Annotated in this window: 18 protein-coding genes and 1 tRNA gene; 9 read left to right on the top strand and 10 right to left on the bottom strand. The window is 67.4% G+C overall.

Features of this window, described 5'->3' with window-relative positions; genetic code table 11:
• Window positions 1-394: 394 nt before the first annotated feature.
• Window positions 395-485 (bottom strand) — tRNA-Ser (locus U5771_RS07735).
• Between the two features lie 130 nt (window positions 486-615).
• Window positions 616-1,917: a serine--tRNA ligase gene (gene serS, locus U5771_RS07730; RefSeq protein ID WP_322023422.1), complete on the bottom strand. Its 1,302-nt coding sequence runs from the start codon at window positions 1,915-1,917 to the stop codon at window positions 616-618.
• 251 nt (window positions 1,918-2,168) lie between these two features.
• On the opposite strand from serS, the gene U5771_RS07725 reads away from it, so the two are divergent.
• The gene (locus U5771_RS07725; RefSeq protein ID WP_322023421.1) at window positions 2,169-2,435 is read left to right on the top strand and encodes a DUF2164 domain-containing protein; all 267 of its coding nucleotides are present in this window, start codon (window positions 2,169-2,171) and stop codon (window positions 2,433-2,435) included.
• A 42-nt stretch (window positions 2,436-2,477) separates the two neighbouring features.
• Here U5771_RS07725 and U5771_RS07720 read toward each other — a convergent pair whose 3' ends face one another.
• The 3 genes from U5771_RS07720 to U5771_RS07710 form a co-directional block, all read right to left on the bottom strand.
• Entirely contained in the window at window positions 2,478-3,788 is a 1,311-nt protein-coding gene (locus U5771_RS07720) for a replication-associated recombination protein A (RefSeq protein WP_322023420.1), read from the bottom strand.
• Between the two features lie 173 nt (window positions 3,789-3,961).
• Window positions 3,962-4,651, bottom strand: a complete 690-nt coding sequence (gene lolA / locus U5771_RS07715) for an outer membrane lipoprotein chaperone LolA (RefSeq protein ID WP_322023419.1) — start codon at window positions 4,649-4,651, stop codon at window positions 3,962-3,964.
• Window positions 4,652-4,697: 46 nt separating this feature from the next.
• Window positions 4,698-7,007, bottom strand: a complete 2,310-nt coding sequence (locus tag U5771_RS07710; protein ID WP_322023418.1) for a DNA translocase FtsK — start codon at window positions 7,005-7,007, stop codon at window positions 4,698-4,700.
• 431 nt (window positions 7,008-7,438) lie between these two features.
• On the opposite strand from U5771_RS07710, the gene trxB reads away from it, so the two are divergent.
• The 3 genes from trxB to U5771_RS07695 all read left to right on the top strand — a co-directional run bounded on the left by trxB (window position 7,439) and on the right by U5771_RS07695 (window position 9,926).
• On the top strand, window positions 7,439-8,401 hold the full coding sequence (trxB, locus tag U5771_RS07705) for a thioredoxin-disulfide reductase (protein WP_322023417.1): 963 nt from the start codon (window positions 7,439-7,441) through the stop codon (window positions 8,399-8,401).
• 135 nt (window positions 8,402-8,536) lie between these two features.
• Complete coding sequence (locus U5771_RS07700; protein WP_322023416.1) at window positions 8,537-9,316, top strand: Smr/MutS family protein; 780 nt, start codon at window positions 8,537-8,539, stop codon at window positions 9,314-9,316.
• Window positions 9,303-9,926, top strand: coding sequence for a trimeric intracellular cation channel family protein (locus U5771_RS07695; RefSeq protein WP_044846208.1), 624 nt, complete (start codon window positions 9,303-9,305; stop codon window positions 9,924-9,926). Before U5771_RS07700 ends, U5771_RS07695 begins: the two co-directional genes overlap by 14 nt.
• Window positions 9,927-10,031: 105 nt before the next feature.
• Here the strand turns inward: U5771_RS07695 and U5771_RS07690 are convergent, their stop codons facing one another.
• The 4 genes from U5771_RS07690 to U5771_RS07675 form a co-directional block, all read right to left on the bottom strand.
• Window positions 10,032-11,150, bottom strand: a complete 1,119-nt coding sequence (locus U5771_RS07690; protein ID WP_322023415.1) for a sn-glycerol-3-phosphate ABC transporter ATP-binding protein UgpC — start codon at window positions 11,148-11,150, stop codon at window positions 10,032-10,034.
• 112 nt (window positions 11,151-11,262) lie between these two features.
• Window positions 11,263-12,120: a carbohydrate ABC transporter permease gene (locus U5771_RS07685; RefSeq protein WP_044846210.1), complete on the bottom strand. Its 858-nt coding sequence runs from the start codon at window positions 12,118-12,120 to the stop codon at window positions 11,263-11,265.
• A complete protein-coding gene (locus tag U5771_RS07680) occupies window positions 12,110-13,048 on the bottom strand; it encodes a carbohydrate ABC transporter permease (protein WP_124487779.1) in 939 nt (312 codons plus the stop codon). Before U5771_RS07680 ends, U5771_RS07685 begins: the two co-directional genes overlap by 11 nt.
• 138 nt (window positions 13,049-13,186) lie before the next feature.
• A complete protein-coding gene (locus U5771_RS07675) occupies window positions 13,187-14,434 on the bottom strand; it encodes an ABC transporter substrate-binding protein (RefSeq protein ID WP_322023414.1) in 1,248 nt (415 codons plus the stop codon).
• A 428-nt stretch (window positions 14,435-14,862) separates the two neighbouring features.
• Here U5771_RS07675 and zwf point away from each other — a divergent pair, with 428 nt between their 5' ends.
• From zwf to U5771_RS07660, 3 genes are all read left to right on the top strand, one after another.
• Window positions 14,863-16,332 carry a glucose-6-phosphate dehydrogenase gene (gene zwf, locus U5771_RS07670; RefSeq protein WP_322023413.1) on the top strand — a complete coding sequence of 490 codons (1,470 nt, stop codon included), beginning with the start codon at window positions 14,863-14,865 and terminating at the stop codon, window positions 16,330-16,332.
• 86 nt (window positions 16,333-16,418) lie between these two features.
• On the top strand, window positions 16,419-17,099 hold the full coding sequence (gene pgl, locus U5771_RS07665) for a 6-phosphogluconolactonase (protein WP_322023412.1): 681 nt from the start codon (window positions 16,419-16,421) through the stop codon (window positions 17,097-17,099).
• Complete coding sequence (locus U5771_RS07660; RefSeq protein WP_322023411.1) at window positions 17,077-19,005, top strand: bifunctional transcriptional regulator/glucokinase; 1,929 nt, start codon at window positions 17,077-17,079, stop codon at window positions 19,003-19,005. The genes pgl and U5771_RS07660 overlap by 23 nt, the downstream gene beginning before the upstream one ends.
• Before the next feature lie 106 nt (window positions 19,006-19,111).
• On the opposite strand, the gene U5771_RS07655 is transcribed toward U5771_RS07660, so the two are convergent.
• Window positions 19,112-20,329 carry a Bcr/CflA family multidrug efflux MFS transporter gene (locus U5771_RS07655; RefSeq protein ID WP_322023410.1) on the bottom strand — a complete coding sequence of 406 codons (1,218 nt, stop codon included), beginning with the start codon at window positions 20,327-20,329 and terminating at the stop codon, window positions 19,112-19,114.
• Window positions 20,330-20,573: 244 nt separating this feature from the next.
• Between U5771_RS07655 and U5771_RS07650 the strand changes: the two genes are divergently transcribed.
• On the top strand, window positions 20,574-21,026 hold the full coding sequence (locus tag U5771_RS07650; RefSeq protein ID WP_322023409.1) for a hypothetical protein: 453 nt from the start codon (window positions 20,574-20,576) through the stop codon (window positions 21,024-21,026).
• Between the two features lie 196 nt (window positions 21,027-21,222).
• Window positions 21,223-22,506, top strand: a complete 1,284-nt coding sequence (hemL, locus tag U5771_RS07645; protein ID WP_322023408.1) for a glutamate-1-semialdehyde 2,1-aminomutase — start codon at window positions 21,223-21,225, stop codon at window positions 22,504-22,506.
• The last annotated feature ends 7 nt before the right edge of the window (window positions 22,507-22,513 follow it).

Below are 22,513 nucleotides of genomic sequence, written 5' to 3'. Positions count from 1 at the left end.
TCGTGCCTGGATTTTCCGATCAACGCGATATCGAACCGAATTCACTCGCCTGCCCCGATGTGACACTCCGGGTTCGATTATCTCACCTTATGATCCAATTCCCGATTCCGACTGCCCGATTGCATCCCGTCCGCACGATGCCGGCCGCGCGTGCCCTGCTGATCCGCCATATGCTTTCTGAGCGTCGTCACCGTTCATCGAGCAAGGCGCCCGACTGCGGCGGCCCCGAATCCGAATCTGGCGCGCCGCACGAACGCGACCGACGTTGTCGGGGTTCACGAACCGATCCGCATGCGCGCGGATCACACACCGGCATCGACCGCCGCGACATTCACCATCGCGCGACACAAACGAAAAACCCCGTGATCCTTCCGGATCACGGGGCTTCGTATTTTGGCGGAGAGGGTGGGATTCGAACCCACGGTACGGGGAAACCGTACGCCTGATTTCGAGTCAGGTACATTCGACCACTCTGCCACCTCTCCTTCCTTGCTGCTTCATTTCCCGGTTGGTCGTGTCCGGGAAAGAAAAGATTATAGAACGATCTCTTCGAAACTCACAAGCCCTTTTTGCAAATTTTTTGCGAGGCCTTCGACGATCGATCGCGAAGCGATCTCACGACGCCTGTGCAGGCGCGTCGATTCGCTCCATGCCGCCCATGTACGGACGCAGTGCCTCGGGCACCGTGACCGAACCGTCGGCATTCTGATAGTTCTCCAGCACCGCGACGAGCGTGCGGCCGACCGCGAGGCCGGAGCCGTTCAGCGTATGCACGAGTTCCGGCTTGCCCTGTGCGTTGCGGAAGCGTGCCTGCATCCGGCGCGCCTGGAACGCCTCGGTGTTCGAGCAGCTCGAGATCTCGCGATAGGTGTTCTGCGCGGGCAGCCACACTTCGAGGTCGAACGTCTTCGCGGCCGAGAAGCCCATGTCGCCCGTGCACAGCGTGATCACGCGGTACGGCAGGCCGAGCTTCTGCAGGATCGCTTCCGCGTGGCCGACCATCTCGTCGAGTGCCGCGTACGATGCGTCCGGCGCGACGACCTGCACCATCTCGACCTTGTCGAACTGGTGCTGGCGGATCATCCCGCGCGTGTCGCGGCCGTACGAGCCGGCTTCCGAGCGGAAGCACGGCGAATGCGCGGTCAGCTTGATCGGCAGCGCGGAGCCTTCGACGATCGATTCGCGCACGGTGTTCGTCAGCGAAATCTCGGATGTCGAGATCAGGTACTGCGTGATCGTGTTTTCGGCGCCGCCCTTCTCGACGCGGAACATGTCGTCCGCGAACTTCGGCAACTGGCCCGTGCCGTACAGGATCTCGGGGTTCACGATGTACGGCGTGTACGTCTCGCTGTAGCCGTGCTGCAGCGTGTGCGTGTCGATCATGAACTGCGCGAGTGCGCGGTGCAGGCGTGCGATCGAGCCGCGCAGCATCGTGAAGCGCGCGCCGGCGAGCTTCGCGCCGGTTTCAAAATCGAGGCCGAGCGGCGTGCCGACGTCGACGTGATCCTTCACTTCGAAGTCGAACTGGCGCGGCGTGCCCCAGCGGCGCACTTCGACGTTGCCGGCCTCGTCGTTGCCGACCGGCACGCTTTCGTGCGCGATGTTCGGCATCCCCAGCATCAGGTCGGACAGGCGCGCCTGGATCTCGCCGAGCTTGGCCTCCGACGCCTTCATCTCGTCGCCGATCCCGCCGACTTCCGCCATCACGGCGGACGTGTCCTCGCCCTTCCCCTTCATCGCGCCGATCTGCTTCGACAGGCTGTTGCGGCGCGCCTGGAGCTCTTCGGTACGGGTCTGGATCGCACGGCGTTCCGCTTCGAGGGCGGAGAACGCGGCGACGTCGAGGGTGTAGCCGCGATCGGCGAGGCGCTTCGCGACGCCGTCGAGGTCTTTGCGCAGCAACTGGATGTCGAGCATGGGAGGACTTGGAAAATCGTTGTGTAAGACGGGAATTCTAACGCACCGCGGGGCCGCCACGGCACTGGCCGGATGGACAATGCCGCAAACGCACGACGGGCGTGGCAGTATCGCATTGCCGGCCGGCGCGCCGGCAGCCCGCGAAGCGCATTGCGCCACGGCGCTGCGAACCGCGCGACAGCCGCTCCGGCCGGGCGCAACGCGGCGGGCAACGCACCCGCCTTCGCATCACCATCACCCGAGGGCCCCCGATGGCCATCGAACTGGACAAGGATGTCCGCGACCGCGCGATCGCGTCGCTGCAACGCTATTTCACGGAAAACATGGACGAGCCGATCGGCAACATCCAGGCCGGTGCGCTGCTGCACTTCTTCGTCGAGGAAATCGCGCCGGCGATCTACAACCTCGCGATCGCGGATGCGCAGGCGCGCCTGCACGCACGGGTCGCCGAGCTCGACATCGAATGCCACGAGGAGCCGTTCGAGTACTGGAAGAAGCAGCCGGGCCGCAAGCGCTGACGCGCCCCAGGCAGCACCGCCCGCCTGGCCGCGCGCGGCCGGTCAGTCCTTCTTGCCGGCCTCGCGGTCGAGCTCGCGCAGCCACGCGAGCTTGTCGGCGATTTTCGCTTCGAGCCCGCGCGGCACCGGCTTGTACCAGCGCGGCTCGCGCATCCCTTCCGGCAGGTACGTCTCGCCGGCCGCATAGGCGTTCGGCTCGTCGTGCGCGTAGCGATACGCGTGGCCGTAGCCGAGTTCCTTCATCAGCTTGGTCGGCGCATTGCGCAGATGCACGGGCACCTCGCGCGACTTGTCCTGCTTCACGAACGCCATCGCCTGGTTGAACGCGTTGTAGCCCGCGTTGCTCTTCGCCGCGCACGCGAGATAGATCACCGCCTGCCCGAGCGCCAGCTCGCCCTCCGGCGAGCCGAGCCGCTCGTAGGTCTCGGCCGCGTCGTTCGCTACCTGCAACGCACGCGGATCGGCGAGGCCGATGTCTTCCCACGCCATCCGCACGATCCGCCGCGCGAGATATTTCGGATCCGCGCCGCCGTCGATCATCCGGCAGAACCAGTACAGCGCACCGTCCGGGCTCGAACCGCGCACCGACTTGTGCAGCGCCGAGATCTGGTCGTAGAAATTGTCGCCGCCCTTGTCGAAGCGCCGCGCGTTCAGCGTCATCGCGCTGCTGACGAAATCGGCATCGATGGTCGTGACCCTGGCGGACGCCGCGGCCGTCTGCGCCTGCTCGAGCAGGTTCAGGAAGCGCCGCGCGTCGCCGTCGGCGTAACCGATGAGCGTATCGATCGCCTTGTCGTCGAACGCGAGGCCGTCTAGCGCGATTTCCTGCGCGCGCTTGAGCAGCAGACGCATCTCGTCGTCGTTCAGCGACTGCAGCACGTACACCTGCGCCCGCGACAACAGCGCCGAGTTGACTTCGAAGCTCGGGTTCTCGGTCGTCGCGCCGATGAAGGTCACGAGCCCCGACTCGACGAACGGCAGCAACGCATCCTGCTGCCCCTTGTTGAAGCGGTGGATTTCGTCGACGAACAGGATCGTGTGGCGGCCGGTGCGGTTCAGCGTGTCCTTCGCCTGCTCCATCGACTCGCGGATGTCCTTCACGCCACCGAGCACCGCGGACAGCGCGATGAACTCGCAGTCGAACGCGAGCGCGGTGAGGCGCGCGAGCGTCGTCTTGCCGACACCGGGCGGCCCCCAAAGGATCATCGAATGCGGCTTGCCGGATTCGAACGCGAGCCGCAGCGGCTTGCCTTCGCCCAGCAGATGCGTCTGGCCGATCACCTCGGCGAGCGTCTTCGGCCGCAGCGCCTCGGCGAGCGGCCGGCGCGGCTCGACTTGAAACAGGTCGGACATGAACCCTCGCTCCAGATCAAACGATGGCGGCCGAACCGGCCGCCGGACCCGACATTATGACAGCCGCACGACTGCGCCGCCGCGCCCGGTGCCCGCGCCCGGTGCCCGCGCCCGGAAACAACACGGGCCTGCCGTTACCGGCAGGCCCGTGCGGGAAAACGGCGCGGCGCCGGTCAGCCGGTGATCACGTCCGCGCCCTTCGGCACGACGAACTTGAACGTATCGCTCTTCAGCGGCGGGTTCGTCTGGATGTTCGTGAAGGTGAGCAGCGTGACGTTGCCGAACACGTCGTGCAGTTCCATCGCGGCGAGCGTGCCGTTGCGGAAGCCGATGCCGATCCGCTGGAACTGCGTGTCCTGCGCCTTCGGCAGCATCTCGAGCCACTCGATGCCGCCCTTCTCGCCGGCATCGCGCAGCGTGTAGTTCTTGTCGAGATCGTTGCTGCCGAACAGGATCGCGGCCGGGCTCGCACCCAGCGCGCCGTTCAGCTTGCGCTCGGTGACCTGGTTCAGGTCGCGGTCGTACACGTAGAGCTTGTCGCCGTCGGCCTGCAGCACCTGCTGGTACGGCTTCTGGTACGTCCAGATGAACTTGCCCGGACGCGAGAACACGAACGTGCCGCTCGAATTGTCGTTCGGCTTCGGCGCAGCCTGCACGGCGCTCGCGCCCTTGGCCGGCGCCTTGACGATCTGCTGCGTGAAATCGCCTTTCGCCGAACGCACCTGCGACACGAAGGCCTTCAGCTGTTCGGTGCCGCCCGCGAACGCGTGCGTCGCCGCGAGCATCAGCGATGCGCCGGCGAACGCCGCGCCGAGCCAGCGCCGCGTCGAACGAAGGGAAGGGACGAACGAAAGTTGCTGCATGATGCGGTTTTCTCCCTGGGTGGCCGGCGCCGCGGGCGCCGCGGACTCATTCCGCGTCGCGCGCCGGCACAAGAATTTCGCGGTTGCCGCTCGACGACATCGCCGACACGAGCCCCGACTGTTCCATCTGTTCGAGCAGCCGCGCCGCGCGGTTATAGCCGATCCGCAGATGACGCTGCACGAGCGAAATCGACGCGCGGCGGTTCTTGATGACGATCTCGACCGCCTGGTCGTACAGCGGATCAGACTCGCCGCCGCCTTCGCCGGTTCCCGCGCCGGCCGAACCCTCGTCGCCGTCGGCGGTGCCGCCCTCGAGCAGCCCTTCGACGTAGTTCGGCTCGCCGTGCTCCTTGAGCTTCTCGACGACGCGATGCACTTCGTCGTCGGCGACGAACGCGCCGTGCACGCGCACCGGCAGCCCGCTGCCCGGCGGCAGGTACAGCATGTCGCCCATCCCGAGCAGCGATTCGGCACCCATCTGGTCGAGAATCGTGCGCGAGTCGATCTTCGACGACACCTGGAACGCGATCCGCGTCGGCACGTTCGCCTTGATCAGGCCGGTAATCACGTCGACCGACGGACGCTGCGTCGCGAGGATCAGGTGGATGCCGGCCGCGCGCGCCTTCTGCGCGATCCGCGCGATCAGTTCCTCGACCTTCTTGCCGACGACCATCATCAGGTCGGCCAGCTCGTCGATCACGACGACGATGTTCGGCAGGCGGCCGAGCGGTTCAGGATCGTCCGGCGTCAGGCTGAACGGATTCGGGATCTTTTCCTCGCGCTTCGCCGCGTCGTCGATCTTGTTGTTGTAGCCGGCCAGGTTGCGCACGCCGAGCTTGCTCATCAGCTTGTAGCGGCGCTCCATCTCCGCGACCGTCCAGTTCAGCGCATGGCCGGCCTGGCGCATGTCGGTGACGACCGGGCACAGCAGGTGCGGAATGCCTTCGTAGACGCTCATTTCGAGCATCTTCGGATCGATCAGGATCAGGCGCACCTGCTCGGCGGTGGCCTTGTACAGCAGCGACAGGATCATTGCATTGATCCCGACCGACTTGCCGGAACCGGTCGTGCCGGCGACCAGCAGGTGCGGCATCTTCGCGAGATCCGCGCACACCGGCTTGCCGCCGATGTCCTTGCCGAGGCTCAAGGTCAGCGCCGACGACGCGGCCGCATAGACTTCCGAGCCGATGATCTCGGACAGGTGGACCGTCTGGCGGCGCTGGTTCGGCAGCTCGAGCGCCATGTAGTTCTTGCCGGGGATCGTCTCGACCACGCGGATCGACACGAGCGACAGCGATCGCGCGAGATCCTTCGCGAGGTTGACGATCTGGCTGCCCTTCACGCCGGTGGCCGGCTCGATCTCGTAGCGCGTGACGACCGGGCCCGGATACGCGGCGACGACGCTCGCCTCGACGCCGAAGTCCTTCAATTTCTTCTCGATCAGGCGCGACGTGAATTCGAGCGTATCGGCGGAAATCGCTTCCTGCGTCTTCGGCGCGGGATCGAGCAGCGACACCGGCGGCAGCGTCGAATCGCCCGGCAGGTCGGTGAACAACGGCACCTGGCGCTCGCGCTCGACGCGCTCGGACTTCGCCGGCGTGACGACCGGCGGCACGATCGTCACGGGCTCGTGATCCTCGATGCGCACGCGCTCCTCTTCGACCTTGCCTTCACGGCGCACGGCCGCGGCCTCGCCGAGCTTGCGGTCGCGCTCGGCCTCGCGGCGCAGCTTCGCGACGTTGACGGCGGACAGGATCGCGCCGCCGACGCGTTCGGCGACCGACAGCCATGAGAAGCGGAAATACAGCGACAGGCCGATCGCGAGCGCGATCAGGAGCAGCAGCGTGCCGCCGGTGAAGCCGAACGCGTGCGACATCGCGCCCGCCACGGCCTCGCCGATCACGCCGCCCGGCGCGCGCGGCAGCTGCACCTTCAGCGACCACATCCGCAGCGCCTCGATGCCGTCGCACGCGAGCACGACGAGCACGAACGCGAAGATCTCGGTGAGCCAGCCGATCGGCCGCTCGGGTTCGTCCGCGACCGCCTCGTGACGCGTGATGCGCCGGTAGTTGACCGCGATGCGCCGCCCGAGCGGCACGATCAGCCAGTAGGCCGACAGGCCGAACAGCAGCAGGATGATGTCGGCCGTCCACGCGCCGACGCGGCCGGCCCAGTTCGAGATGTGGTCCACCTGCGCGGCGTGCGTCCAGCTCGGATCGCGCCGGCTGTAGCTCAACAGGGCCATCACCAGAAAAGCGCAGAGCGCGACCTGGAGAATCCAGCGGATCTCCGTGAGGAGCTTCGACATCCGGTGCGGCAACGCCTGTGCCTGGGCGGAATAAGGAGCTTTTGCCATGAATCCGTATAAAGAGGACGGGCCGCGCGCCCGCCTGTCGTTCGATCCCGCTTATTGTAAACGCTGCACCGGGGCGTCAAGTGTAAATGACGGTTACATAACAGGGCCGGGGTGCCTGAAGCGGGCGCCGCGCACGTGATTCGTACCGCCGGGCGGCCCCCTGGCGCCCGCCAGCGGCAATCCGCCGCCACGGGCGGCCGCGCCCCGCCCGCCCTACCTGCCCTACCTGCCCTACCTGCCCTGCCCGCCCCGCCGCTGCGAGCCGGCCGCCGGGCAACGCTATCGCGACGATTGAAACTCTCGTTCGGCAGCGCAGCAACGGGGCCTTTATAATGCGCGTCTGATACCCATCTATGACGGCATCCCGGTCAACCCAGACCGTCCGGCGAGCCTTACCCCGCCCGCCGCGGCCGCCTTTTACGGATTCGCACATGTCCACGCCCAAACACGCCAAAGTCCTGATTCTCGGTTCCGGCCCCGCCGGCTACACGGCTGCCGTCTACGCGGCACGCGCCAACCTGTCCCCGGTGCTGATCACCGGTATCGCGCAGGGCGGCCAGCTGATGACCACGACCGACGTCGAAAACTGGCCGGCGGACGCACAGGGCGTGCAAGGCCCGGAACTGATGGCGCGCTTCCTCGAGCACGCCGAGCGTTTCAACACCGAAATCGTATTCGACCACATCCACACCGCGAAACTGCACGAAAAGCCGATCCGGCTGATCGGCGATTCGGGTGAATACACGTGCGACTCGCTGATCATCGCGACCGGCGCGTCCGCGCAGTATCTCGGCCTGGCTTCCGAGGAAGCGTTCATGGGCAAGGGCGTGTCGGCCTGCGCGACCTGCGACGGCTTCTTCTATCGCAACCAGGAAGTCGCGGTGATCGGCGGCGGCAACACGGCCGTCGAGGAAGCGCTCTACCTGACGGGCATCGCGAAGAAGGTCACGGTGATCCATCGCCGCGACAAGTTCCGCGCCGAGCCGATCCTGATCGACCGCCTGCTGGAGAAGGAAAAGGAAGGCGTCGTCGACATCAAGTGGGATCACGTGCTCGACGAAGTGACGGGCGAGGATTCGGGCGTCACGGGCCTGCGCATCAAGAACGTGAAGACCGGCGAGAAGCAGGACCTCACCGTGCAGGGCGTGTTCGTTGCGATCGGCCACAAGCCGAACACCGATCTGTTCCAGGGCCAGCTCGAGATGAAGGACGGCTACATCCTGACGCAGAGCGGCCTGCATGGCAACGCGACGTCGACCAGCGTGCCGGGCGTGTTCGCCGCCGGCGACGTGCAGGACAACGTGTACCGCCAGGCGATCACGAGCGCCGGCACGGGCTGCATGGCCGCGCTCGACGCGCAGCGCTACCTCGAAAGCCTGCACGACAAGAAGTAAGCGCCAAGCCTTCGCGCGGCGGGCGCTACAATGGCGTCCGCTGCCGCGAAGCGGGCTTGACCGGAAAGCCGCTGCCGCCGCGCAGCGGCTTTTTTGTGCCCGCGCGTCCGAACGCGCCTGCCCGGTAACCGAATCATGGCGAAGAACCAGCCTCATCCGAGCGATCCCGCAAAGCGGCAGATCGCCGCCCGTCCCGCGAACCCGGCGCCCGCGGCGCCGCCGCCCGCCCCCGACGCCGCCGCGTTGCGCGGCCAGGGCCTGGCCGGCCTCGGCGCCTTGCGCAAGTCGCTGCAAGGCGAAGCCGACCGCCGCGAGCGCACCCGCGTCGAAACCGCAAAGGCCGAGCGCAAGGCGGAAGCCGACGCGAACCTGTTCCGCAACGAAATCGGCGCGATCCAGCCGCTGAATGCGCCGCCGCGCGCGAAACCCGGCCGCACGCCGCCCGATCCGGTGCCGAAGCAGACGCAGCGCGACGAGGAAGACGTGCTGAACGCGACGCTGTCCGACGAATTCGATCCCGAGACGCTGCTCGACAGCGACGAATCGCTGTACTACCACCGTCCCGGCATCAGCCGCGACGTCGTGCGCAAGCTGAGGAGCGGCGCGTGGATCGTGCAGGCGCAGCTCGACCTGCACGGGATGCGCCGCGACGAAGCGCGCGACGCGCTTGCCGAATTCATCCGCGAAGCCGGCAAGAAAGGGCTGCGCTGCCTGCGCGTGATCCACGGCAAGGGGCTCGGCTCGATCGGCAAGGAACCCGTGCTGAAGGGCAAGGTGCGCGCGTGGCTCGTGCAGAAGGAAGAAGTGATCGCATTCTGCGAGGCGCGCAGCCACGACGGCGGCGCGGGCGCGGTGCTGGTGCTGCTGCAGCCGCTGCCGGCGCCCGCCGATCGGGGGCCGCGTGCCGCATCCTAGGCTGACGCTCGCGATCGCGGTACTGGAGGCGATCGCGACGCTGGCCTTCGCGATTTCGGGTTTCATCGAGGCGCGCAAGAATCGTCTCGACTCGGTCGGCACGTTCGTCGTCGCGCTCGCCACCGCGTTCGGCGGCGGCACGCTGCGCGACATCCTGCTCGAGCGCCGGCCGTTCTACTGGGTCGTGCACGACGACTACGTGATCGCGATCTTCGTGCTCGCGCTGTTCGCGCCGTTCGTGCTGCGCATGCTGTCGCGGCTGTCGGCCGAGCGGCTGCTGCTGGTGGCCGACGCGATCGGGCTCGGCATCTTCAGCATCTCGGGCACCGCGATCGCGCTCGATGCCGAGATGCCGCGCTTCATCGCGGTGATGATGGGCGTGATCACCGGCGTGGTCGGCGGGATCATCCGCGACGTGCTGTGCAACGACATCCCGCTGATCCTGCGCGATTCGCGGCCGTACGCGACCTGCGCGTTCGTCGGCTGCTGGTTCTACCTGCTGCTCGCGTGGCTGCAGTTCGACTCGGTGTACAGCGTGCTGCTCGCGACCGGCTTCATCCTCGTCGCACGGCTCGCGACGTTCAAGTTCGACGTGCGGTTGCCGCACTGACGCCGCTGCGCCGCGGTGCCGCCGCGCCGCGCATCGCCGGCGCGCCAAAACAACAGGGGCCGTTCAGAGACGGCCCCTTCTCCTTCATTCAGCGCCTACGCCGCCTCACGCGATCCGCTCTTCCGACGCCGGATCGAACAGCACCGCCTTCGACACGTCGAACAGCAGCGACTGCGTCTGCCCCGGCTGCGGGTTCGCGGCCGGATGCACACGGCTCACGATCCGCTTGCCGTTCACTTGCGCGAACACGTGCGTGTCCGGCCCGGTCGGCTCCGTCACGTCGACGCGCACGTCGATCGGCTGCAGCTGCGACGTCTCGCCGTGGTGCGCGTTGCGCACATCGGTGATGCGCTCCGGGCGCAAGCCCAGGATCACCTCGCGGCCCACGTGGCCGTTCATCCGCTTCGCATCGAACGGCAGGTTCAGCGCGCCGCGCGCGAGGCCCGTGTCGATCTCGAGCGCGATTCCGCTGCCCTGCTCGACCAGCTTGCCGTTGATGAAGTTCATCGGCGGCGCGCCGATGAAGCCCGCGACGAACAGGTTCGACGGCGAATCGTAGATTTCCTGCGGCGCGCCGAACTGCTGGACCACGCCGTCCTTCATCACCGCGATCCGGTCGCCGAGCGTCATCGCCTCGATCTGATCGTGCGTCACGTAGACGATCGTCGTGCCGAGGCGCTGGTGCAGCAGCTTGATTTCCGCGCGCATCTCGATGCGCAGCTTCGCGTCGAGGTTCGACAGCGGCTCGTCGAACAGGAACAGCGACGGATCGCGCGCCAGTGCGCGGCCCATCGCGACGCGCTGGCGCTGGCCGCCCGACAGCTGGCCCGGCTTGCGGTCGAGCAGATGCTGGATCTGCAGCATCGCCGACACGCGATCGACGATCTGCTGCTGCTCGCTCTTCGGCACCTTGCGGATGTTCAGGCCGAACGAGATGTTCTCGCGCACCGTCATCGACGGATACAGCGCGTACGACTGGAACACCATCGCGATGTCGCGATCCTTCGGCGACAGGTCGTTGACGACCTTGCCGTCGATGCAGATCTCGCCGCTCGTCACGGTCTCGAGACCGGCGATCATGTTGAGCAGCGTCGACTTCCCGCAGCCCGACCCGCCGACCAGGATCAGGAACTGTCCGTCCTCGATCTCGATGTCGACACCCTTCAGGACCGGCACCCCGTTCGGGTAGGTCTTGTACACGTCACGGATGGAAAGGCTTGCCATGCTGTGAATCCTCTGTCTCGTCTCGCGCGGCGCACTGCGGCGCCGCGTCGGGTTCGTTTCGATGCGCCGCGCGTCGTGCGCGGCCGGTTCGTCGTATCGGATGAAGCCGCGCTTACCCCTTCACCGCGCCCGCCGTCAGCCCGCGCACGAAGTAGCGGCCGGCGACCACGTAGACGAGCAGCGTCGGCAGCGCGGCGATGATCGCGCCGGCCATGTCGACGTTGTACTCCTTCACGCCGGTCGACGTGTTGACGAGGTTGTTCAGCGCAACCGTGATCGGCATCGAATCGACGCCGGAGAACACGATCCCGAACAGGAAGTCGTTCCAGATCTGCGTGAATTGCCAGATCAGGCACACCATGAAGATCGGCAGCGACACGGGCAGCAGGATCTTCGTGAAGATCGTGAAGAAGCCCGCGCCGTCGATGCGCGCGGCCTTCACCAGCTCGGCCGGCACGCTCACGTAGAAGTTGCGGAAGAACATCGTCGTGAACGCGATGCCATACACGACGTGCACGAACACCAGGCCCGGAATCGTGTTGGCGAGGCCGAGCATCCCCTGCAGGCGCGCCATCGGCAGCAGGATCACCTGGAACGGGATGAAGCAGCCGACCAGCATCATCGTGAACAGCGCATCCGCGCCGCGAAAGCGCCAGTGCGTGAGCACGTAGCCGTTGAACGCGCCGATCAGCGACGAGATCAGCACGGCCGGAATCACCATCTGCAGCGAGTTCAGGAAGAACGGCTTCATGCCGTCGCAGCGCACGCCGGTACACGCGCCGCTCCACGCCTTCACCCACGGATCGAAGGTCCAGTGCGTCGGCGGTGTCAGCAGGTTGCCGGTGCGCAACTGGTCGAGGTCCTTGAAGGACGTCGACAGCATCACGTAGATCGGGAACAGGAAATACAGCGCGAACAGGATCAGCGCCGCATAGATCACTGCCCGGCTGATCGTCACTTTAGGCTGCATTGCGGGTGCTCCTCGATTCCATATACATCAGCGGCACCAGCACCGCGACCACGGTCGCGAGCATCATCACCGACGACGCCGCGCCGAGCCCGAGCTGGCCGCGGTTGAACGAAAACGTGTACATGAACATGGCCGGCAGCGACGACGACGTGCCGGGGCCGCCCGCCGTCAGGGCGACGACCAGGTCGAAGGTCTTGATCGTGATGTGGCAGAGAATCAGCAGCACCGAGAAGAACACCGGGCGCATGCTCGGGATCACGATCTTGCGGTAGATGGTCGGCAGCGTCGCGCCGTCGACCTGCGCGGCCTTGAAGATCTCGGCGTCGACGCCGCGCAACCCGGCGAGGAACAGCGCCATCACGAAGCCGGTCGACTGCCACACGGCGGCGATCACGATACAGAAGATCGCCTTGTCCGGATCGTCGAGCCAGCCGAACGAGAAGCTCGTCCAGCCCCAGTCGTGCATCACCTTCTCCAGGCCGAGGCCCGGGTTCAGGATCCACTGCCATGCCGTGCCCGTGACGATGAACGACAGCGCCATCGGATACAGGAAGATCGCGCGCAGCGCGCCTTCGTTGCGGATCCGCTGGTCGAGCAGGATCGCGAGGAACAGCCCGAGCGCGACGCAGATCGCGATGAACGGAATCCCGAACCAGCCGAGGTTCGCGGCGGAGGTCCACCACACGTCGTTCTGGAACAGGTCCGAGTAACGGCCGAAGCCGTCGAATTCGTAGTTCGGCAACAGCCGCGAATTGGTCAGCGACAGATAGCCGGTAATCAGGATGAAGCCGTAGATGAACACCACGGCGATCGCGAGGCTCGGCGCGAGCACGAGCTTCGGAATCCAGCGATCGGCGAAGGCCGACATCGGCGACGTGCGCCGTGCGGCGGCAGCGCCGGATCCGTTTCCGCTAAGAGGGGCAGCCACTTGATTCGACTCCTGGAACGAGGGTGACGCAGGCGGGGCCGGCGCCGGGTACGGCGCGGGCCCGCGGGCGAGCCCGTTTGCTGCACATGCAAGAACGCCCGGCCGATCATGCTTTTCCGGCCGGGCGCCGGTCGCGCCTTACTTCACCTTCGCGGCTTTCGCGAGCGCGGCGACCGCGCTCTTCGAATCCTGCTGCGAGTTCATGAACTTCGTCACGACGTCGGTGATCGCACCGGCCGTTGCATCGCTCTGCGCCATGCCGTGGGCGAGCGACGGCACGAAGCCGCCCGACTTGATCGCGGTCTGCTCGTCGGCATACGACTTCTTCGCGCAATCGTCGAACTTGTCCATCTTCACGCCGAGGCGCACGGGCACCGAGCCCTTCAGCAGGCTGAACTGCTCCTGGAAGTCCGGCGTCATGATCGTCTTCGCGAGTGCGACCTGGCCCGGCGTCGGGTCCTTCTGGCCCTTCTGCTGGAAGAACACGAACGAGTCGACGTTGAACGTGTACGAGTTCGCGGTGCCCGGCACCGCCGCGCAGATGTAGTCCTTGCCCGCCTTCTTGCCGGCGTTCTCGAACTCGCCCTTCGCCCAGTCGCCCATGAACTGCATGCCGGCCTTGCCGTTGATCACCATCGCGGTCGCGAGGTTCCAGTCGCGGCCGTTGCGGCCGGTGTCGAAGTAGCCCTGGATCTTGCGGACCGTGTCGAACACCGACAGCATCTGCGGCGACGTCAGCGTGGCCTGGTCGAGATCGACGAGCGCCTTCTTGTAGAACGCCGGGCCCTGCGACAGCACGACGTCTTCCCACAGCGTCAGGTCCTGCCACGGCTGGCCGCCCATCGCGACCGGCTGGATGCCGGCGGCCTTCAGCTTGTCGGCGACCGCGAAGAATTCGGGCCAGGTGGTCGGCACCTTCGCGCCGACCTTGTCGAGCGCGGCCTTGTTGATATAGAGCCAGTTCACGCGGTGCACCGAGAACGGTGCGGCGACGGTATGGCCCTTGTACTTGATGATCTTGTCGATTTCCGGCGGCAGGTTCTGCTTCCAGTCGCCGGCAGCGGAATCGATGTTGACGAGCACGCCCTGGTCGGCCCAGTCCTGGATCAGCGGACCCTTGATCTGCGCGGCCGACGGTGCGTCGCCGCTGATCACCTTGGTCTTCAGCGCGGTCATGGCCGCCGCGCCCGCGCCGCCCGCGACCGCGAAGTCCTTCCACACGTAACCCTGCTTCTGCAGGTCGTCCTTCAGCACGCCGACGGCCTTCGACTCGCCGCCCGAGGTCCACCAGTGCAGCACCGTTACGTTCTCGGCCGCCTGCGCCGCCACGGCGCCAGCCATCAGACCCGCGGCGCAGAGCGCGCCCATGATCGAGCGAACTTTCATTACTTATCTCCTCCAGACTGAATCAACTCGTGAGGTTCCCTGACCGGGAACCGGCTTCTTGATAACGACGGGGAAATCGAGCCGCGGGACGCATGCAGCGTACGGGGCCGATGACCGGCCGGGCTCTTACAGAAAGCGTGAATCGAGATTCAACGGCGTGTCTCCTCTTTGTGTTTCTGGCCCGCCGCGATGCCGCGGCGCGAGCCCGGGGCGACGGCGCGCGAACGATGCGCACCGTCAATGTCCGATAACATTCGGCACAAGGCGTTCCCGTAGGCGAAGCTCGCGCAGTTCGTCGACCGCACTTCTTTTTTTCTTCACCCAGGTGCTACCCCTTGCGGCGGATTGTAGTTAAACTACAATTCAGTGTCAAAAATATTTTTATCGCACTACGGATCGCTTCCCAGCACCCCAACCGGCGGAGACACATGCATACCGATTCCAGCTTTACCTTCGTACTTTTCGGCGGCACCGGCGACCTGTCGATGCGCAAGATCCTGCCCGCGCTGTTCGAAGCGCACCGCGGCAACATGCTCGCGGAAAGCGGCCGGATCGTTGCCGTCGCGCGGCACGAATCGGATCGGGCCGGCTATCTCGAGTGGGTCGACACGCACGTGAAGCCGCACGCCGTGAAGGCGGCCGGCAAGGCATTCGACGAAAGCGCGTGGAAGTCCTTCCTCGAGCGCATCGAATACGTGAAGCTCGACCTCGGCCGTGCGGAGGACTACGTCGTGCTGCGCGATGCGGTCGCGCAGCTGCCCGGCATCCGCGTGTTCTATCTCGCGACGGGGCCGTCGCTGTTCGTGCCGATCTGCAAGGCGCTCGCGTCGGTCGGCCTGAACGAGGGCGCGCGCATCGTGCTCGAGAAGCCGCTCGGCTACGACCTGCGCTCGTCGAACGCGATCAACGACGCGGTCGGCGAGATCTTCGCGGAAGACCAGATCTACCGGATCGACCACTACCTCGGGAAGGAACCGGTACAGAACCTGCTCGCGCTGCGCTTCGGCAATGCGCTGTTCGAGCCGCTGTGGCGCCGTGAGTGGGTCGAGAGCATCCAGATCACGATCGCCGAGGAGCTGGGCGTCGAGGCGCGCGGCGATTTCTACGACAATACGGGCGCGCTGCGCGACATGGTGCAGAACCACCTGCTGCAGTTGCTGTCGATCGTCGCGATGGAACCGCCGCACTCGATGGATTCCGACTCGGTGCGCGACGAGAAGCTGCGCGTGCTGCGCGCGCTGAAGCCCGTCGATCCGCGCGACATCGGCAAGGTCGCGGTGCGCGGCCAGTATCATGCGGGCGTGATCAAGGGCGCGCAGGTGCCGGCCTATGCCACCGAGCCGGGCGTGAAGCCCGACAGCCCGACCGAAACCTTCGTCGCGCTGAAGGTCGAGATCGAGAACTGGCGCTGGGCCGGCGTGCCGTTCTTCCTGCGCACCGGCAAGCGTCTGGCCGACCGCGTCGCGGAAATCGTCGTGAACTTCCGTCCGGTGCCGCACTCGGCGCTCGGGCCCACCGCACTGCGCGCCGGCTCGAACCGCCTCGTGATCCGGCTGCAGCCGAACGAGACGATTCGCCTGTACTGCCTCGCGAAGCAGCCCGGCGAAGGGATGAACCTCGCGAGCGTGCACCTCGACCTCGCGTTCGACCAGTTCTTCAAGGAAGGGCAGATGGAGGCGTACCAGCGCCTGCTGCTCGACGTGATCAACGGCCGCCTCGCCCTCTTCGTGCGTCGCGACGAGCAGGAGGCCGCGTGGCGCTGGGTCGAGCCGATCCTGAACGAATGGGCGCGCTCGCTGAAGCCGCCGAAGCCGTACGCGGCGGGCACGTGGGGGCCGGCCGCGGCGAGCGCGATGCTCGCGCAGCACGGCACCTGCTGGCTCGAAGAAGAAAACTGATGCAAACCGTTGCCGTGCGCACCCGCGCGCGGCAACGTGCCCCACGATTCGCACGAATTGAACAGACAAAGCAGTCCGGAGGAGATGTGATCGAGATCCACGCTTTCGACACCCAGGAAGCGCAAAGCGAAGCGCTCGCGCGCGCCGTCGGCGACGCGCTGCGCGCCGCGCTCGCCGGCCCCGCGCGCCCGACGCTCGCGGTGTCCGGCGGCACCAGCCCGCGCCCGTTCCTGCAAACACTGTCGCACGCGGCGCTCGACTGGGCCGGCGTCGACGTCACGCTGGTCGACGACCGCTGGGTGCCGGCGGACGATGCGGCCAGCAACGCGCAGCTCGTGCGCGACACGCTGCTGCAGCACGCGGCAGCCCCTGCCCGCTTCCTGCCGCTCGTCGACACCCGCGCCGCGCTCGACGCGCACGTCGCCGCGCTCAACGCGAACGCCGACTACCGCGTGCCGACCGTCGCCGTGCTCGGCATGGGCGAGGACGGCCACACGGCGTCGATCTTCGCGGACGCGCCCGAATGGGACCACGCGATCGCGACGCCCGAGCGCTTCGTCGCCGTGCATCCCGGCGCCGCGCCGCATGCACGCGTGAGCTTTTCGCTCGATGCGCTGAAGCGCGTCGAGCGGCTCTTCCTGTTGATCGCAGGCAGCCGCAAGCGCGACGTGCTCGACGCCGCGGCCGCCACGCTGCAGAAGAACGCGATTTCCCAACTGGCCAACGACAAGGGGACCCAGCTCGATGTCTACTGGTGCGCAAAGTAAGGCGGTCGTCGCGGGCCAGCATGCCGACGGCCCGCGCCTGCTCGCGGACGTCGGCGGCACCAACGCGCGTTTCGCGCTGGAAACCGGCCCCGGCGAGATCACGCAGATCCGCGTCTATCCCGGCGCCGATTACCCGACCCTCACCGACGCGATCCGCAAGTATCTGAAGGACGTGAAGATCAGCCGCGTGAACCACGCGGCGATCGCGATCGCGAACCCGGTCGACGGCGACCAGGTCACGATGACCAATCACGACTGGAGCTTCTCGATCGAGGCGACGCGTCGCGCGCTCGGCTTCGACACGCTGCTCGTCGTCAACGACTTCACCGCGCTCGCGATGGCGCTGCCCGGCCTGACCGACGCGCAGCGCGTGCAGATCGGCGGCGGCACGCGCCGCCAGAACAGCGTGATCGGGCTGCTCGGGCCCGGCACCGGGCTCGGCGTGTCCGGCCTGATTCCGGCGGACGACCGCTGGATCGCGCTCGGCAGCGAAGGCGGTCACGCGTCGTTCGCGCCGCAGGACGAGCGCGAGGATCTCGTGCTGCAGTACGCGCGCAAGAAGTTTCCGCACGTGTCGTTCGAGCGCGTGTGCGCCGGCCCCGGCATGGAGATCATCTATCGTGCGCTCGCCGCGCGCGACAAGAAGCGCGTCGCCGCGACCGTCGACACGGTCGAGATCGTCGAGCGCGCGCAAGCGGGCGACGCGCTCGCGCTCGAGACGGTCGAATGCTTCTGCGGGATTCTCGGCGCGTTCGCGGGCAGCGTCGCGCTGACGCTCGGCGCGCTCGGCGGCGTGTATATCGGCGGCGGCGTCGCGCTGAAGCTCGGCGAACTGTTCACGCGCTCGTCGTTCCGCGCGCGCTTCGAGGCGAAGGGCCGGTTCACGCAATATCTCCAGAACATCCCGACCTACCTGATCACCGCCGAATATCCGGCGTTCCTCGGGGTGTCGGCGATCCTCGCGGAGCAGTTGTCGAACCGTTCGGGCGGTGCATCGTCGGCCGTATTCGAGCGGATCCGCCAGATGCGCGACGCGCTGACGCCGGCCGAGCGTCGCGTCGCCGATCTCGCGCTGAACCATCCGCGCTCGATCATCAACGACCCGATCGTCGACATCGCGCGCAAGGCCGACGTGAGCCAGCCGACCGTGATCCGCTTCTGCCGCTCGCTCGGCTGCCAGGGGCTGTCGGACTTCAAGCTGAAGCTCGCGACCGGCCTCACCGGCACGATTCCGATGAGCCACAGCCAGGTGCATCTCGGCGACACGGCCACCGACTTCGGCGCGAAGGTGCTCGACAACACGGTGTCCGCGATCCTGCAGCTGCGCGAACACCTGAACTTCGAGCACGTCGAGAACGCGATCGAGATCCTGAACGGCGCGCGCCGCATCGAGTTCTACGGGCTCGGCAACTCGAACATCGTCGCGCAGGACGCGCACTACAAGTTCTTCCGCTTCGGGATTCCGACGATCGCGTACGGCGACCTGTACATGCAGGCCGCATCGGCCGCGCTGCTCGGCAAGGGCGACGTGATCGTCGCGGTGTCGAAGTCGGGACGCGCGCCGGAGCTGCTGCGCGTGCTCGAGGTCGCGATGCAGGCCGGTGCGAAGGTGATCGCGATCACGTCGAGCAACACGCCGCTCGCGAAGCGCGCGACCGTCGCGCTCGAGACCGATCACATCGAGATGCGCGAATCGCAGTTGTCGATGATCTCGCGGATCCTGCATCTGCTGATGATCGACATCCTCGCGGTCGGCGTCGCGATCCGGCGCGCGTCGACCAACGGCGAGCTGCCGGAAGCCGTCGCACAGGCCCGCGCACGGGCCAACGACGACGAAACGGCCGACGTGCTCGACTGGCTGAGCCACGGCGCGTCGCCGGCGGCGAAGGACGTCGCGCGGGACTGATGCCCGACACGGTACGGCGGCTGCCGCTTTCCGCCCGCCCGAAAAAAACGCCACCGACGCATCGCGCGGTGGCGTTTTTTCATGCCGCGGCCGCTGCCGTGTCGGCTCAGGCGCCGGCGTTCACCGGCCGGCCATGCCAGCGCAGCACGAGGTAGCGGCCGGCGAAACACAGCACGCCGGTGACGCCGATCGTCACGCCCATCGCGAACGGCGTGCCGTCCGCGAGTGCACCGATCGCGACGCTCGCGATCGCGCCGAGCGCGAGCTGCATCGCGCCGAACACGGCCGCCGACGCGCCCGCGTTGTGCGGATAGCGATGCATCAGGTCGGTCGTGCAGTTCGCGGACAGGATCCCGACCACGCCGACCACGAAGAACAGGCACACGACGATCGACCACAGCCCGCCCCACCCCGTCAGCGCGACGAGCGCGACCGCGAGCGATGCGATGCAGCTCACGAGCGACGCGGCCGCGATGATGCGCAGCGAGCCGATGCGGCCGACGAGCCGCGTGTTCGTGAAGTTGCCGATCATGATGCCGACCACGTTCAGGCCGAACAGCAGCCCGTAGTGCTGCGGAGACACGTGGAAATACTCGATGTACACGAACGGTGTCGCGGTGATGTACGAGAACATCGATGCGAACGCCATCCCGCCGCACAGCATGTGCCCCCACGCGACGGGGTCGGACAGGATGCGCCCGTACGACGCGAACGACGCGAGCACGGCCGCGCTCTTGCGCCGCTCCTTCGGCCAGGTTTCGGGCACGCGCAGGTACGCGGTCGCCGCGCACACCGCGCCGAACACCGCCAGCACGACGAACACGCCGCGCCAGCCCGAGAAGCGCAGGATCTGCCCGCCGATCAACGGCGCGAGCAGCGGCCCGACCGCGGTGACGATCGCGACCATCGACAGCACCTTCGCCGCGTCGGTCGGCTCGTGCGCATCGCGCGCGATCGCACGCGACAGCACCGACGCCGCGCCGGCGCCGAGCGCCTGCAGGAAGCGCACGACGATCAGCATGTCGATCGAGTTCGATACGAAGCAGCCGATGCTCGCGAGCGTGAACAGCGCGATGCCGCCGAGCAGCACCGGCCGGCGGCCCCACGTGTCGGACAGCGGACCGTACAGCAGCATGCCGACCGAGAAGCCGGCCATGAAGCTCGTCAGCGTGCGCTGCGCGGCGCCGGGACTCACCGAGAAGCCGGCGGCGATCGACGGCAGGCTCGGCAGGTACATGTCGGTGGCAATCGGCCCGCAGGCGGCGAGCGCGCCGAGCAACAGGATCAGCCGGGCATCGGGCCGGCGCCGGACGACGTGGGACATGGGTATCCGGAATGGAGGCCCGCGCGCATCGGGGCGCGCGTGGCGGTGAAGACGGGAGGCCGCGCCGCGGACGGCGCTCAGGTCCATGATTGTACGCGCAACTTTTTCGCGTGCCGCCGGCCGGGTGCCGCGCACGGCCGGAACGCGCCGTGCGGCCGAGGTCGCACGGGATCGCGCGCGGATTCGATTAAGCTTGCGGCTCCCCGCTTCTCTTGTCTGACCCAATCGACGCACCACCGAACCGATGACCGCCTTCCTGCTGATCTGGAGCCCCAAGAAATGGCCGTGGCCCGAGCTGCCCGACGTCGCCGCGCACGTGAAGGCCGGCGAGGCCGTGCATGACGTGTGGGGCTGCGGCTTCGCGCGCGGCATCCTGCCGGGCGACCGTGTGTTCCTGCACCGCGTCGCGAAGGAGCCGAAGGGCGTGTTCGGCTCGGGCTATGTGACGCGCGCGCCCTACGAGGTGCCCGACCCGGCGACCAAACGCGGCTACCGGCTGTGCATCGACTTCGTCTACGACTGGCTGGTCGACGCCCACCAGGACGTCGTGATCCCGCGCGACGCGCTGCGCGTGCATCCCTACTCGGTGCAGACCTGGGACGCGCAGTCCTCCGGCACGTCGATCAAGCCGATGGTCGAGGGCCCGCTCGAGAAGCGCTGGGCCGAGCTGACCGGCAAGCGCAAGCCGCCGCGATAAACGGGCCGGAAGCGGGCCGGAAGCGGGCCGGATCGACCGCGCGCCGATCGCGCCGGCCAATCCCCCACGCGCCGAAAGGCCGCAGACCCGGCCGCGGGCCCGCCAGGCGCGTCTCCGGTACAATCAGACGATCGTTCCGCCCAGGCGCCGCGGCCCGTGCCCAGGCCCCCGCGCCCTTCTCTCGCAGGTTTCGCACATGTCCAACAATCAGATCCTCTTCGAACGCGCCCAGAAGACCATTCCGGGCGGCGTCAACTCGCCGGTGCGCGCCTTCCGTTCGGTCGGCGGCACGCCGCGCTTCGTCGCGCGCGCACAGGGCCCGTACTTCTGGGATGCCGACGGCAAGCAGTACATCGACTACATCGGCTCGTGGGGGCCGATGATCGTCGGCCACGTCCACCCGGAAGTGCTGTCGGCCGTGCAGAACGTGCTCGCCGACGGCTTCTCGTTCGGCGCGCCGACCGAGGCGGAAATCGAGATCGCCGAGGAAATCTGCAAGCTCGTGCCGTCGATCGAGCAGGTGCGGATGGTGTCGAGCGGCACCGAGGCCACGATGAGCGCGCTGCGTCTCGCGCGCGGCTTCACGGGCCGCAGCCGCATCGTCAAGTTCGAGGGCTGCTACCACGGCCACGCGGACAGCCTGCTGGTCAAGGCCGGCTCGGGCCTGCTGACGTTCGGCAACCCGACGTCGGCCGGTGTGCCCGCCGACATCGCGAAGCACACGACCGTCCTCGAATACAACAACGTCGCCGCGCTGGAAGAAGCGTTCGGCGCGTTCGGCGACGAGATCGCCGCGGTGATCGTCGAGCCCGTCGCGGGCAACATGAACCTCGTGCGCGGCACGCCCGAATTCCTGAACGCGCTGCGTGCGCTGTGCACGAAGCACGGCGCCGTGCTGATCTTCGACGAGGTGATGTGCGGTTTCCGCGTCGCGCTCGGCGGCGCGCAGGCGTACTACGGGATCACGGCCGACCTCACCTGCCTCGGCAAGGTGATCGGTGGCGGGATGCCGGCTGCCGCGTTCGGCGGCCGCCGCGACATCATGGCCCACCTCGCGCCGCTCGGCGGCGTGTACCAGGCCGGCACGCTGTCGGGCAACCCGATCGCGGTCGCCGCGGGCCTGAAGACGCTGCAACTGATCCAGGCGCCCGGCTTCTACGACGCGCTCACCGCGCAAACCAGGCGCCTCGCCGACGGCCTCGCGGCCGAAGCGCGCGCGGCCGGCGTGCCGTTCGCGGCCGACTCGATCGGCGCGATGTTCGGCCTGTACTTCGCCGAGCGCGTGCCGACCAGCTTCGCGGAAGTCACGCAGAGCGACACCGGGCGCTTCAACCGCTTCTTCCACCTGATGCTCGACGAAGGCGTGTACTTCGCACCGTCCGCCTACGAGGCCGGCTTCGTGTCGAGCACGCACGACGACGCGGTGATCGACGCGACGCTCGCGGCCGCGCGCCGCGCATTCGCGGCGCTGGCCGCCTGACCCGGGT

The sequence above is a fragment of the Burkholderia sp. BCC1977 genome (genome assembly GCF_905339595.1).
Taxonomy (GTDB): domain Bacteria; phylum Pseudomonadota; class Gammaproteobacteria; order Burkholderiales; family Burkholderiaceae; genus Burkholderia.
The sequence above is the reverse complement of the archived record's forward strand: the minus strand, read 5'-3'. Positions and strand labels throughout refer to the sequence as shown.

Bases quoted from the DNA above. Each gene is read 5' to 3' on its own strand.
- serS (WP_322023422.1), bottom strand. From the start codon at position 1,917: ATGCTCGACATCCAGTTGCTGCGCAAAGACCTCGACGGCGTCGCGAAG.
- U5771_RS07725 (WP_322023421.1), top strand. From the start codon at position 2,169: ATGGCCATCGAACTGGACAAGGATGTCCGCGACCGCGCGATCGCGTCG.
- U5771_RS07720 (WP_322023420.1), bottom strand. From the start codon at position 3,788: ATGTCCGACCTGTTTCAAGTCGAGCCGCGCCGGCCGCTCGCCGAGGCG.
- lolA (WP_322023419.1), bottom strand. From the start codon at position 4,651: ATGCAGCAACTTTCGTTCGTCCCTTCCCTTCGTTCGACGCGGCGCTGG.
- U5771_RS07710 (WP_322023418.1), bottom strand. From the start codon at position 7,007: ATGGCAAAAGCTCCTTATTCCGCCCAGGCACAGGCGTTGCCGCACCGG.
- trxB (WP_322023417.1), top strand. From the start codon at position 7,439: ATGTCCACGCCCAAACACGCCAAAGTCCTGATTCTCGGTTCCGGCCCC.
- U5771_RS07700 (WP_322023416.1), top strand. From the start codon at position 8,537: ATGGCGAAGAACCAGCCTCATCCGAGCGATCCCGCAAAGCGGCAGATC.
- U5771_RS07690 (WP_322023415.1), bottom strand. From the start codon at position 11,150: ATGGCAAGCCTTTCCATCCGTGACGTGTACAAGACCTACCCGAACGGG.
- U5771_RS07685 (WP_044846210.1), bottom strand. From the start codon at position 12,120: ATGCAGCCTAAAGTGACGATCAGCCGGGCAGTGATCTATGCGGCGCTG.
- U5771_RS07675 (WP_322023414.1), bottom strand. From the start codon at position 14,434: ATGAAAGTTCGCTCGATCATGGGCGCGCTCTGCGCCGCGGGTCTGATG.
- zwf (WP_322023413.1), top strand. From the start codon at position 14,863: ATGCATACCGATTCCAGCTTTACCTTCGTACTTTTCGGCGGCACCGGC.
- U5771_RS07660 (WP_322023411.1), top strand. From the start codon at position 17,077: ATGTCTACTGGTGCGCAAAGTAAGGCGGTCGTCGCGGGCCAGCATGCC.
- U5771_RS07655 (WP_322023410.1), bottom strand. From the start codon at position 20,329: ATGTCCCACGTCGTCCGGCGCCGGCCCGATGCCCGGCTGATCCTGTTG.
- U5771_RS07650 (WP_322023409.1), top strand. From the start codon at position 20,574: ATGACCGCCTTCCTGCTGATCTGGAGCCCCAAGAAATGGCCGTGGCCC.
- hemL (WP_322023408.1), top strand. From the start codon at position 21,223: ATGTCCAACAATCAGATCCTCTTCGAACGCGCCCAGAAGACCATTCCG.